The 11,886-nt window shown below is 65.0% G+C and carries 10 protein-coding genes; 8 read left to right on the forward strand and 2 right to left on the reverse strand.

Translation table 11 applies throughout. The annotated features are described in order from the left end of the window. Positions 1-304: 304 nt before the first annotated feature. A complete protein-coding gene (locus SD196_RS23165) occupies positions 305-634 on the forward strand; it encodes a Rieske (2Fe-2S) protein (protein WP_416310720.1) in 330 nt (109 codons plus the stop codon). 115 nt (positions 635-749) lie between these two features. On the opposite strand, the gene sfsA is transcribed toward SD196_RS23165, so the two are convergent. Then, positions 750-1,457 (reverse strand): DNA/RNA nuclease SfsA, encoded by a 708-nt coding sequence (gene sfsA, locus SD196_RS23170; protein WP_275608686.1) that lies wholly within the window; start codon positions 1,455-1,457, stop codon positions 750-752. Then, a complete protein-coding gene (locus SD196_RS23175) occupies positions 1,457-2,629 on the reverse strand; it encodes a pyridoxal phosphate-dependent aminotransferase (protein ID WP_343577205.1) in 1,173 nt (390 codons plus the stop codon). The genes sfsA and SD196_RS23175 overlap by 1 nt, the downstream gene beginning before the upstream one ends. Positions 2,630-2,962: 333 nt before the next feature. Between SD196_RS23175 and dksA the strand changes: the two genes are divergently transcribed. The 7 genes from dksA to folK all read left to right on the forward strand — a co-directional run bounded on the left by dksA (position 2,963) and on the right by folK (position 11,800). Next, entirely contained in the window at positions 2,963-3,406 is a 444-nt protein-coding gene (dksA, locus tag SD196_RS23180) for an RNA polymerase-binding protein DksA (protein ID WP_015478905.1), read from the forward strand. 71 nt (positions 3,407-3,477) lie between these two features. Next, complete coding sequence (gene gluQRS, locus SD196_RS23185) at positions 3,478-4,365, forward strand: tRNA glutamyl-Q(34) synthetase GluQRS (protein WP_343577198.1); 888 nt, start codon at positions 3,478-3,480, stop codon at positions 4,363-4,365. A gap of 231 nt (positions 4,366-4,596) precedes the next feature. Continuing rightward, positions 4,597-4,773 carry a hypothetical protein gene (locus SD196_RS23190; protein ID WP_275608689.1) on the forward strand — a complete coding sequence of 59 codons (177 nt, stop codon included), beginning with the start codon at positions 4,597-4,599 and terminating at the stop codon, positions 4,771-4,773. Further along, positions 4,757-7,708 carry a sensor histidine kinase gene (locus SD196_RS23195; RefSeq protein WP_331317399.1) on the forward strand — a complete coding sequence of 984 codons (2,952 nt, stop codon included), beginning with the start codon at positions 4,757-4,759 and terminating at the stop codon, positions 7,706-7,708. Before SD196_RS23190 ends, SD196_RS23195 begins: the two co-directional genes overlap by 17 nt. A 26-nt stretch (positions 7,709-7,734) precedes the next feature. Then, positions 7,735-9,171, forward strand: coding sequence for a sigma-54 dependent transcriptional regulator (locus SD196_RS23200; RefSeq protein ID WP_343577193.1), 1,437 nt, complete (start codon positions 7,735-7,737; stop codon positions 9,169-9,171). Between the two features lie 740 nt (positions 9,172-9,911). Next, the gene (locus SD196_RS23205) at positions 9,912-11,318 is read left to right on the forward strand and encodes a polynucleotide adenylyltransferase PcnB (RefSeq protein ID WP_331317401.1); all 1,407 of its coding nucleotides are present in this window, start codon (positions 9,912-9,914) and stop codon (positions 11,316-11,318) included. Then, positions 11,315-11,800 (forward strand): 2-amino-4-hydroxy-6-hydroxymethyldihydropteridine diphosphokinase, encoded by a 486-nt coding sequence (gene folK, locus SD196_RS23210; RefSeq protein ID WP_343577187.1) that lies wholly within the window; start codon positions 11,315-11,317, stop codon positions 11,798-11,800. The genes SD196_RS23205 and folK overlap by 4 nt, the downstream gene beginning before the upstream one ends. Positions 11,801-11,886 lie beyond the last annotated feature (86 nt).

Consider the following 11,886-nt stretch of genomic DNA (forward strand, 5'->3'; position numbering starts at 1 on the left):
AGGGTATGATGTGGCCCTGCAATCGCTTCGACAGCGGCCCGCTCTGGCCACTGGCACAGCCCCGGCACGACATCGACGAAACCGACCCCGTACACGCCTGGCGGCGATGACTGCCGGGCACAAGCGGCTGGCTGAACATCCCCTGGCGTCCCCCTCTTCGAGAACAGCCGTCACCGGATCGCTGCACTCTGCGCGACCGTCATGCCACGGCCAGCCGGCTCACCCTCTTCAGCACAAGGATGTGCACCCTCTTCCGGTGCCGCCATCCGTGCGCGGATAATGCCCGCCCCGGATGGAGAACCTGATGATCCTGCTCTGCGCCCCGCACGAACTGGCCGAAGGCCAGAGTCGGGGCTTCAAGGCCGGCGGCCTGAACCTCTTCGTAGTGCGCCGCCAAGGCCGCCTTTACGCCTACCGCAACCGCTGCCCACACCGGGAAATCCCGCTGGGCTATGACGCGGAGAACTTTCTCGATAGCAGTGGCCGCCTGTTGCAGTGCGGCCACCATGGGGCGTTGTTCCTGATCGAAACCGGGGAGTGCATCCAGGGGCCGTGCCTGAGGGATGGGCTGGAGGCCCTGCCCTGTCATGAGGATGAGCAGGGAATCTGGCTGGATGAGCAGGAAGAGGACTAGGTTGGGAACTCTACCTGGGCCGGTTCGCGAGCAAGCTCGCTCCTACAAAGAGCAGCGCGACGCAGATCTGTAGGAGCGAGCTTGCTCGCGAACGATCCTCGCAGCGGAATCCGGACTACAACAATACCTTCAACGGCTGGCCAAGACGGATTTCCTGCGTATCGATCTGCGCACCATAGGCCAGCACTTCCACCCCGGCGTTATGCGCCTCCGCCAGCGCTGCGGCATAGGCCGCGTCGATCTCCGCCGCCGGGCGCACCGCGTCGATGTCCGAGAGGTTCACCGCATACAGCAGCACGGCCCGCATGCCCTCGCGGGCCAGCGCCGCCAGCTCGCGCAGGTGTTTGGCGCCGCGCTGGGTCACGGCGTCCGGGAAGGCGGCGACCCTGGTGTCGTCGAAACCCAGGGTCACGCTCTTCACCTCGACGTACACCGGCTTGCCGGCAAACATCAGGCGGAAATCGGCGCGGCTGTTCTCCTGTCCATAAGCCACCTCGCGGCGAAGCTCGTCGAAGCCCGTCAGCTCAGCCACGCGGCCGGCCAGCAGCGCTTCCTCCACCAGCCGGTTGGCGCGCCCGGTGTTCACGCAGGCCAGGCGCCCTTGCGGCGTTTCCACCAGCTCCCAGGTGCCCGGCAGCTTGCGCTTGGGGTCACTGGAGCGGCTGAACCAGACCCGGCAGCCCTCGCTCATGCAGTTGAGCATCGAGCCCGTGTTCGGGCAGTGAATGGTCAGACGCTCGCCACGGGCGGTCTCGATGTCTGCCAGGAAGCGCTTGTAGCGTTTGATCAGGCGCGCCTCCTCCAGCGCCGGCTCGAAACGCATCAGGGACGCCAGCTCTTCAAGCCACGGGCGATGCGCTCCACCGCCTGCTGCAGGCGCTCGACGCTCTGGGTGTAGGCGAAGCGCACATGGTGCGAGGCCTGGTAGCGGCCGAAGTCCACCCCCGGGGTGAAGGCGACGTGCTCGGTTTCGATGAAGTGCTGGCAGAACGCATAGGCATCGCCGCCAAAGGCGCTGATATCCGCGTACAGATAGAAGGCACCCTCCGGCTCCACCGCGATGCTGAAGCCCAGTTCCCGCAGCGCCGGCAGAAGGTAGTCGCGGCGACGGGCGAACTCGGCACGGCGCTCCTCGAAGATCGCCAGGGTTTCCGGCTCGAAGCAGGCCAGCGCGGCATGCTGGGCCATGCTCGGCGCGCTGATGTAGAGGTTCTGCGCCAGCTTCTCCAGCTCACCCACCGCGTCGGTCGGCGCCACCAGCCAGCCCAGGCGCCAGCCGGTCATGCCGAAATACTTGGAGAAGCTGTTGAGCACGAAGGCATCATTATCCACTTCCAGCACACTGGTGGCGTCCATGCCGTAGGTCAGGCCGTGGTAGATCTCATCGACCACCAGATGGCCGCCGCGCGCCTTCAACGCGGAGGACAACGCGGCCAGTTCATCCCGGTGCAACACGGTGCCCGTAGGATTCGCCGGCGATGCCGCCAGAGCGCCTACACTGTCATGATCCCAGTGCCGCTCGATGAGGTCGGGCGTGAGCTGGTAGCGGCTCTCCGGCCCCACCGGCACCAGCTGTGCGGCGCCTTCGACCAGGCGCAGGAAGTGGCGATTGCACGGATAGCCCGGATCGGCCAGCAGCCAGTGCTTGCCCGGGTCCACCAGCAGGCTGCTGGCGAGCAGCAGCGCGCCGGAGCCACCGGGCGTAATCAGAATGCGTTGCGGGTCGATCGACAGGCGATAACGATCGGCGTAGAAGCCGGCGATGGCCTCGCGCAGCGCCGGTATGCCCCGGGCGGCGGTGTAGCGGGTATGTCCTGCGGCGAGCGCGGCCTGGCCTGCGGCGATGATCGGCGCGGCGGTGGTGAAATCCGGCTCGCCGATTTCCAGGTGTATGACGTCATGGCCCGCGGCCTGCAACTCGTTGGCGCGCGCCAGCAGCGCCATGACGTGGAAGGGCTCGATGGCGCGGCTGCGTGCACTGAAGGAAGTAGCCATAGGTTTTCCGAACTTTGCGACAAGGTAGGGATTCTAACAGGCCACCGAGTGACACAGGGGCACCACCGAAACCCGGTCATTACTGGTTGAAAATGCACGTTTCGTTCATGAAAAACAGGCGATCGTGCAAGTGTTTATAGAAAATTCGATAGCGATGGCCATCGAATCGGCGACCAGGTCGCCAGGTCATGTGCGGGAGACGGCAGGCTCGACAACCGGGAGTAGCATCGCGGTTATCGTTCTGGTAAGTTCGCCCGCTTGCGAGCGCGGGGCCGGCAGTGCCGGAGAAGGACCATCCGCGAGAGGATTAGCGAGAGTGAGAGGCGGTCATCCATGCCCACCAAAGCAAAACAACAGAGCAGCCAACTGATTCGTGGCTTCGAGCCCTACCAGGAAACCAAGGGCGAGGAGTACATGAGCGATCGCATGCGCGCGCACTTCACCTCCATCCTCAACAAATGGAAAGTTGAGCTGATGGAAGAAGTGGACCGCACCGTGCACCACATGCAGGACGAAGCGGCGAACTTCCCGGACCCGGCCGACCGTGCCAGCCAGGAAGAAGAGTTCAGCCTCGAGCTGCGCGCCCGCGACCGCGAGCGCAAGCTGATCAAGAAGATCGACGAGACCCTGCAACTGATCGAAGACAACGATTATGGCTGGTGCGACTCCTGCGGCGTCGAGATCGGCATCCGCCGTCTGGAAGCCCGCCCCACCGCCACCCTGTGCATCGACTGCAAGACCCTGGCGGAAATCAAGGAAAAGCAGCTGGGCTCCTGAGCCTGGTTGATCCCGAACGGGGCGCTGCGGCGCCCCGTTTCGTTTATGCCTTTTCTTTCCAGAGAGCTTTCATGCCCGCCTCCCGCTACGTCGGACGTTTCGCCCCCACGCCCAGCGGCTACCTGCATTTCGGTTCGCTGGTGGCCGCCGTCGCGTCCTACCTGGACGCGCGCGCAGTGGGCGGCAAATGGCTGGTGCGCATGGAAGACCTCGACCCGCCGCGAGAGATGCCCGGCGCCCAGGCAGCGATCCTGGAGACCCTCGAACGCTACGGCTTCGAATGGGACGGCCCGGTGGAACGCCAGAGCGAGCGCGGCGATGCCTACGCCGCGCAGGTCGAGCAATGGCTGCGCAGCGGCCTGGCCTACGCCTGCACCTGCTCGCGCAAGCAGCTCGAAGGCACCGGCGGCATCTATCCAGGTACCTGCCGCGACGCCCAGCACGACTGGCACGGCGACGTCGCCATTCGCATCCGCGTGCCGGAACTGGAATACCGCTTCACCGATCGCCTGCAGGGCGAGTTCCGCCAGCACCTGGGCCGCGAAGTGGGCGACTTCATCATCCGCCGCCGCGACGGGCTGTTCGCCTATCAGCTGGCCGTGGTGCTGGACGATGCCTGGCAAGGCGTGACCGATATCGTTCGCGGCGCCGACCTGCTGGACAACACCCCGCGCCAGCTCTACCTGCAGGAACTGCTCGGCATCGCCGTGCCGTGTTACCTGCACGTACCGCTGATCATCCAGCCCGATGGCCACAAGCTGGGCAAGTCCTACCGCTCGCCGCCGCTGGAAGCCGACCAGGCCGCTCCGTTGCTGGTACGCGCGCTGAAAGCGCTGGGCCAGAACCCGCCCGCCGAGCTGTTGCAGGCCACGCCACGCGACGTGCTCGCCTGGGGCATCGCAAACTGGGACGCGACCGCCATCCCCCGCAGCCTGACGCTGGAAGACGCGCGCCTCTAGACTTGTATAAGGCTGCACAATTGACCGTGGCGCACATCGCGCCACGCTGAGTTTCGCGGACTGCTTTTCGTAGGAGCGAGGGGGACGCCGAGTCCTTGCTCGCGAACCCGGTCCCCACCGCGGGGTTCGTTCGCGAGCAAGCTCGCTCCTACAAGATCTGCCAAGCGCTGGCCGGCTTGCCGGCGACTGTGCGCACAGGTAGCCTGCCCGCCGAACAACGAGAGAGACGACATGTACATCTATCGACTGGTGTTGCTCCTGGTCGTGGGCATCTACCTGTTCTCACCGGCCATCATGGACTGGTGGATCGAGCCCCACGGCGCCTGGTACCGACCCTACCTGCTGTGGCTGATCCTGATCGTCGTCACCTTCATCCTGCAGAGCCAGCGCGATGCTGACGAGCTTTAGCCTTACCCAGCTGATCCTGATCAGCGCCTCCTACCTGATGGTTCTCTTCGGTGTCGCCTGGATCACCGAGCGTGGCTTCGTGCCCCGCTGGCTGGTGCGCCATCCGTTGATCTACACCCTGTCGCTGGGTGTGTACGCCAGCGCCTGGGCCTTCTACGGCACGGTCGGCCTCGCCTACCAGTACGGCTACGGCTTCCTGGCGATCTACCTGGGCGTCTCCGGCGCCTTCCTTCTGGCGCCGGTGCTGCTCTACCCGATCCTGCGCATCACCCGCGCCTACCAGCTGTCTTCGCTGGCCGACCTGTTCGCCTTCCGCTTCCGCAGCACCTGGGCCGGCGCTCTGACCACGGTGTTCATGCTGATCGGCGTGCTGCCGATGCTGGCATTGCAGATCCAGGCGGTGACCGACTCGATCAGCATCCTCACCCGCGAGTCCGAGCCCAACCGCGCGGCACTGGCCTTCTGTGCGCTGATCACCCTGTTCGCCATCCTCTTCGGTGCGCGCCACATCGCCACCCGTGAGCGCCATGAAGGGCTGGTAATGGCGATCGCCTTCGAGTCGCTGGTCAAGCTGGTGGCGCTGGGCGCCATCGGCCTGTTCGCCCTCTACGGCGTGTTCGGCGGGCCGGATGGCCTGGAAGTCTGGCTGCTGCAGAACCAGGAAGCCCTGAGCACCCTGCACACGCCGCTGGCCGAGGGACCGTGGCGCACGCTGCTGCTGGTGTTCTTCGCCTCGGCCATCGTGATGCCGCACATGTTCCACATGACCTTCACCGAGAACCTCAACCCGCGCGCGCTGCTCAGCGCCAGCTGGGGACTGCCGCTGTTCCTGCTGCCGATGAGCCTGGCAGTGCCGCCAATCCTCTGGGCCGGCCTGCACCTGGGCGCCTCGACCAACCCGGAATACTTCACCCTCGGCCTGGGTATCTCGGTGGACAGCCCGGCCCTGGCGCTCACCGCCTTCATCGGCGGCATCTCCGCCGCCAGCGGCCTGATCATCGTGATGACCCTGGCGCTCTCGGGCATGGTGCTCAACCACCTGGTGCTGCCGCTCTACCAGCCGCCAGCCGAAGGCAACATCTACCGCTGGCTGAAGTGGACCCGCCGCGCACTGATCGCCGCGATCATCATGGCCGGCTATGCCTTCTACCTGCTGCTGGGCGCCGAGCAGGACCTGTCGAACTTAGGGATAGTCTCCTTCGTCGCCACCCTGCAGTTCCTCCCCGGCGCGCTGGCCGTGCTCTACTGGCCGACCGCCAACCGTCGCGGCTTCATCGCCGGCCTGGTGGCCGGCATGCTGGTGTGGGGCATGACCATGCTCACCCCGCTGATGGCGAACCTGCAGAGCATCTACGTGCCGCTGTTCGATTCGCTCTACGTGCTCGACGACACCACCTGGCACCTCGCGGCGCTGGCCTCGCTGGCCGCCAACGTGCTGGTGTTCACCCTGGTCTCGCTGTTCACCGAGGCCAGCGACGAGGAAAAGGGCGCCGCCGAAGCCTGTGCCGTGGACAATGTCCGCCGCCCGCAACGCCGCGAGCTGATCGCCGTCTCCCCGCAGGAGTTCGCCAGCCAGTTGTCCAAGCCACTGGGCGCCAAAACCGCCCAGCGCGAGGTGGAGCAAGCCCTGCGCGACCTGCACCTGCCCTTCGACGAGCGCCGTCCCTATGCCCTGCGCCGCCTGCGCGATCGCATCGAAGCCAACCTCTCCGGCCTGATGGGCCCGAGCGTGGCGCAGGACATGGTGGAAACCTTCCTGCCCTATAAAGCCAGCAGCGAAAGCTACGTTACCGAGGACATCCACTTCATCGAGAGCCGCCTGGAGGACTATCACTCCCGGCTCACCGGCCTGGCCGCCGAACTGGACACCCTGCGTCGCTACCATCGGCAGACCCTGCAGGATCTGCCAATGGGCGTGTGTTCGCTGGCCAAGGACCAGGAAATCCTCATGTGGAACCGCGCCATCGAAGACCTCACCGGGGTCAGCGCGCAACGCGTGGTCGGCTCGCGCCTGGCCGCCCTGCCGGATCCCTGGAAGGGGCTTCTGGAAGGCTTCATCGAAGCGCCGGACGAACACCTGCACAAACAACGCCTGTCCATCGAGGGCCAGACCCGCTGGCTGAACCTGCACAAGGCGGCGATCGAGGAGCCCCTCGCGCCCGGTAACAGTGGCCTGGTGCTGCTGGTGGAAGACCTCACCGAGACCCAGTCCCTGGAAGACAAGCTGATCCACTCCGAGCGCCTGGCCTCCATCGGCCGCCTGGCCGCCGGCGTCGCCCACGAGATCGGCAACCCGATCACCGGCATCGCCTGCCTCGCGCAGAACCTGCGCGAAGAACGCGAGGGCGACAGCGAGCTGACCGAGATCAGCGGACAGATCCTCGAACAGACCAAGCGCGTGTCGCGCATCGTGCAGTCGCTGATGAGCTTCGCTCATGCCGGCGGCAAGCAGGTGGCGGCCGAGCCGGTGTGCCTGGCCGACGTCGCCCAGGAAGCCATCGGCCTGCTGTCGCTGAACAAGCGCAGCGTCGACGTGCAGTTCTTCAACCTGTGCGATCCGGCGCACTGGGTCGAAGGCGATTCCCAGCGCCTGGCCCAGGTCCTGATCAACCTGCTCTCCAACGCCCGCGACGCCTCGCCGCCCAATGGCGCGATCCGCGTACGCACCGAGGCTCAGGAGCAAACCGTCGACCTGATCGTCGAGGACGAAGGCAGCGGGATTCCCAAGTCGATCATCGAGCGCCTGTTCGAGCCCTTCTTCACGACCAAGGACCCCGGCAAGGGGACCGGCCTGGGCCTCGCACTGGTCTATTCGATCGTGGAAGAGCATTATGGGCAAATCACCATAGACAGCCCGGCTGACCCCGAACGCGAATGCGGCACCCGCATCAGCGTCACTTTGCCGCGGCATCCTGGCCCGACGGCCGAGCAGTAAACGAGCACGTCGAGAGAGCTGAATACATGGCACATATCCTCATCGTCGAAGACGAAACCATCATCCGTTCCGCCCTGCGACGGCTGCTCGAGCGGAACCAGTACCAGGTCAGCGAAGCTGGCTCGGTGCAGGAGGCCCAGGAGCGTTACAGCATCCCGACCTTCGACATGATCGTCAGCGACCTGCGCCTGCCCGGCGCACCCGGCACCGAACTGATCAAGCTGGCCCAGGGCACCCCGGTGCTGATCATGACCAGCTACGCCAGCCTGCGTTCGGCAGTGGACTCGATGAAGATGGGCGCGGTGGACTACATCGCCAAGCCTTTCGACCACGACGAAATGCTCCAGGCCGTGGCGCGCATCCTCAAGGATCGCCAGGAAGCCCGTAACGCCCCGGCGGAAGCCCGCGGTAACGCCAAGGCGGCCGAGCGTAGCAGCGGTAACACCGCCCCGGCGGACGGCGAAATCGGCATCATCGGCTCCTGCCCGCCGATGCAGGAGCTGTACACCAAGATTCGCAAGGTCGCTCCCACCGATTCCAACGTACTGATCCAGGGCGAGTCCGGTACCGGCAAGGAACTGGTCGCCCGCGCCCTGCACAACCTGTCCAAGCGCACCAAGGCACCGTTGATTTCGGTGAACTGCGCGGCGATCCCGGAAACCCTGATCGAATCCGAACTGTTCGGCCACGAGAAGGGGGCATTTACCGGCGCCAGCGCCGGCCGCGCGGGCCTGGTGGAAGCCGCCGACGGTGGCACCCTGTTCCTCGACGAGATCGGCGAACTGCCGCTGGAAGCCCAGGCGCGCCTGCTGCGCGTGCTGCAGGAAGGCGAAATCCGCCGCGTGGGCTCGGTGCAGTCGCAGAAGGTCGACGTGCGTCTGATCGCCGCCACCCACCGCGACCTGAAGATGCTGGCCAAGACCGGCCAGTTCCGCGAAGACCTCTATTACCGCCTGCACGTCATCTCGCTGAAGCTGCCGCCCCTGCGCGAGCGTGGCGCGGACGTCATGGAGATCGCACGCGCCTTCCTGGCGCGCCAGTGCTCCCAGATGGGGCGCCCGGTGCTGAGCTTCTCCCACGAAGCCGAACAGGCCATCCGCCACTACCCGTGGCCGGGTAACGTGCGCGAACTGGAGAACGCCATCGAGCGCGCGGTGATCCTCAGCGAAGGCCTGGAGATTCCGGCCGACCTGCTGGGCATCGACATCGAACTGGACGATCTGGAAGACGACTTCGCGGAGGAGCTCGACGCCCGCCCCGCCAACGGCAACGCCAGCAACCACGAGCCCACCGAGGACCTGTCGCTGGAAGACTACTTCCAGCACTTCGTCCTCGAACACCAGGATCACATGACCGAAACCGAGCTGGCCCGCAAGCTGGGGATCAGCCGCAAATGCCTGTGGGAACGTCGCCAGCGCCTGGGTATCCCGCGCCGCAAATCGGGTGCGTCGGCGGACTCGTAACAGGTCCCCACACTGTTACCGGGGACATGCTCCGTAACAAAAGCCGGGTTCATCGGTAACGAAAACCCGGCTTTTTTGTGCCCGCCCCTCAGGGATGAATCCTCGCAAACCCTTGAAAAATAAGGATTTGCAAAAGTTGGCACGGCATCTGCTTTGTTATTGGCACAACAACAATAACAAGCACGACAACTCAAAATAAGAACAAGACGAAACGACTCCAGCACAACAAAAACAAAATCGCGGAGGCGCAGCTAACTGATTCTTTTGGAGAAGAGTAGCCGTCGGGATCAGTCCCGCAACCAGTCAGAGAAGAATAAAACTGCTTGAAGGCAGCACGAGGACTGGTTGGATCGCAAGATCATCGCTTACTCAGCGACCAAAGCAATCCGTTTGCTATTGGATCCCCTCATGGGGAGCATCCCCGAAGCAACTGGCTTCGAGGGACGGGTCAACAAACAAAAACAACAAGCCCGGCATCATAATAAAAACAAAGCACGCACCTATTTGGGGGGGAGCCTCGGCTCCCCCAGTAGCTTTCGCTACACCCTCTCCCCTTCTCCCCGCAAGTCCTTTTTTCCTCTTTTCTTCATCATCCCACCCCACGATGCTAGAATCGCCGCGGCGCAGACGGCACCGGAATTGCTGCCATTTGTTTCCAGGCAGCAGACATCCCCTCGAAAGCCCCAGGCTACAGGGTTCTGCGCTGGCTACCCCTACATTCATTCCCCGATAGTGCACACATGCTGAAAAAGCTGATCCAGTCCATCCGATCCCCACTGCGCCGTCCGCGCGCCGTCCGCACTACCCCGGAAGTCATTGGCAACCATCAGCATTCGCTGCGGCGGGATCAGTTCAGCAGGAACGCGGTGAATGTCGTGGAACGCCTGCAGAAGGCCGGCTACCAGGCCTACATCGTCGGCGGCGGCGTACGCGATCCGCTGCTGGGCATTGCGCCGAAGGACTTCGACGTCGCCACCAGCGCAACCCCCGAGCAGGTTCGCGCGGAATTCCGCAATGCACGGGTGATCGGTCGCCGCTTCAAGCTGGTCCACGTCCACTTCGGCCGCGAGATCATCGAAGTCGCCACCTTCCGTGCCAATCATCCGCAGACCGATGACGATGCCGACAGCGCCCACGCCTCGCGCAACGAAGCCGGGCGCATCCTGCGCGACAACGTCTACGGCACGCTGGAAGATGACGCGCAACGCCGCGACTTCACCATCAATGCCCTGTATTTCGACGTCACCGGCGAGCGCATCCTCGACTACGCTCACGGCGTGCATGACATCCGCAACCGCCTGGTGCGCCTGATCGGCGATCCGGAGCAGCGTTACCTGGAAGACCCGGTGCGCATGCTGCGCGCCGTACGCTTCGCCGCCAAGCTGGACTTCGAGATCGAGAAGCACAGCGCCGCGCCGATCCGCCGCCTGGCGCACCTGCTCAACGAAATCCCTTCGGCGCGCCTGTTCGACGAAGTGCTCAAGCTGTTCCTGAGCGGCAAGGCCGAGCGCACCTTCGAGCTGCTCAACGAGTACGACCTGTTCGCACCACTGTTCCCGGCCAGTGCCAAGGCGCTGAAAGCAGACCCCGAATACGCCGGCAAACTGATGCGTCAGGCGCTGGCCAACACCGACGAACGCATCCGCATGGGCAAGCCGGTTACGCCGGCCTTCCTGTTCGCCGCGCTACTCTGGCCCGCCCTGCCCGCTCGCGCGCTGAAGCTGCAGGAGCGCGGCATGCCGCCGATCCCTGCGATGCAGGAAGCCGCCCACGAGCTGATCATCGAGCAGTGCAAGCGCACGGCGGTGCCCAAGCGCTTCACCATCCCGATCCGCGAGATCTGGGACATGCAGGAACGCCTGCCGCGCCGCCAGGGCAAGAAAGCCGACCTGCTGCTGGAAAACCCGCGCTTCCGCGCCGGCTACGACTTCCTCCTGCTGCGCGAGAGCGCCGGCGAGGAAACCGGCGGCCTGGGCGACTGGTGGACCGACTACCAGGAAGCCAGCGATGGCGAGCGTCGCGGCATGATCCGCAACCTCTCCAGCCAGGAAGAAAGCAGCGGCGCGCCGCGCAAGCGCCGTCGTGGCGGTGCCAATCGCCGTCGTCGCGGTCCGCGTAACAGCGGTGAAGGCGTCGGTAACGAATGAGCGAGCGCGTCTACCTCGGACTCGGCAGCAACCTCGCCGAGCCGCGCCAGCAACTCGAGGCGGCGCTGAAGGCCCTTCAGCAACTGCCGGCGACCACGCTGGCGGGGGTCTCCCCTCTCTATGCGAGCGACCCGCTGGGTCCGCCGGATCAGCCGCGCTACGTCAATGCCGTGGCGGCGCTGGATACCGAACTGGAACCGCTGGCGCTGCTCGACGCCCTGCAAGCCATCGAACTGGAACAGGGCCGGGTGCGCAAGGACGAACGCTGGGGTCCGCGCACGCTGGACCTCGACATCCTGCTGTTCGGCGACCGCCTGATCGACGAACCGCGCCTGTGCGTGCCGCACTACCACATGCACGCCCGCGCCTTCGTGCTCTACCCGCTGGCAGACCTCGCCCCAAATCTGCAACTGCCCAACGGCAAGACGCTGCCCGACCTGCTGGCCGCCTGTCCGTTCTCCGGCCTGGAGCGGCTGTCCTGAGGCATCCTGCGCCCCATGTGGGGCGCAGTGGCAGTAACGCCGTAACAGTCCGGTAACACCCGCAATTGACTTCGGTCCGCCCCATC

This window comes from Pseudomonas macauensis (assembly GCF_047902425.1).
Lineage (GTDB): Bacteria > Pseudomonadota > Gammaproteobacteria > Pseudomonadales > Pseudomonadaceae > Pseudomonas.